The sequence below is a fragment of the Halorubrum sp. DM2 genome (genome assembly GCF_901686465.1).
Classification (GTDB): Archaea; Halobacteriota; Halobacteria; order Halobacteriales; family Haloferacaceae; genus Halorubrum.
Window position 1 is genome coordinate 1,050,001 of sequence record NZ_LR594487.1, and the last position, 748, is coordinate 1,050,748.

The 748-nt window shown below is 66.0% G+C and carries 1 protein-coding gene; it reads left to right on the forward strand.

The genetic code is table 11. The annotated features are described in order from the left end of the window. Nucleotides 1-748: ABC transporter permease subunit (locus tag QOL69_RS17290; protein WP_345782475.1), on the forward strand; the 748-nt coding region annotated here is incomplete at both ends.

Genomic DNA, 748 nt, shown 5'->3' on the forward strand with positions numbered 1-748 from the left:
CGGAGTCCGTCCACGTCACGGGGGTGTCGGACCGATGAGTCGGTTGCTCGCGGACATCGGGACCGTGTTCCGTCGCGAACTGGTAACCGTTCGACGGACTCCTGGCTACGCCGTCCTCGCAGCAGGACTTCTCATCGTGCTCGGCGGACTCGTCGCGGTCGGTGGGGGCGGGGGGACCGGGTTCGTGCCGGCAGTCGTCGATCTTCTGCTCCCGACAGAGCTACTCGTCCCGCTTCTCGCGATAGTGCTCGGGTACCGTGCGCTGCTCACGGACGCCACGAGCGGCGAGTTCGCTGTGATACGGACCTATCCCGTGAGTACCGTCGGCTACGTTCTCGGCGTGTTACTGGCGCGTATCGCGGCGCTCGTCGCGATCGTGGGCGTTCCCTTCGCGCTGGTCGGGCTATACGTCTGGATAACTGCGACGCCGGACACAGGAATCTTCGCGACGCATAGCGGAGTAGACTCGCCGCTTCTTTTCGTGCGGTTCCTCGCGTTCGTCCTCCTCTTCGGGACCGCGTACCTGTCGCTGGCGGCAGCGGTCTCGGCGCTGGCGTCGAGCCGACGGAGCGCGATCGCACTCGGTCTCCTCGCACTGCTCGTCGGCGTCCTCGGCGGCGACCTCGCGATCCTCCGGTCGCTGGCGGGAGGTATGTCTCCGGAAGAGATCGCCGGAGCGATCACGCTGACTCCGAACGGGGCGTTTCGCGGACTGATCTTCGAACACGTTATCGGCGTCGCTTTCACC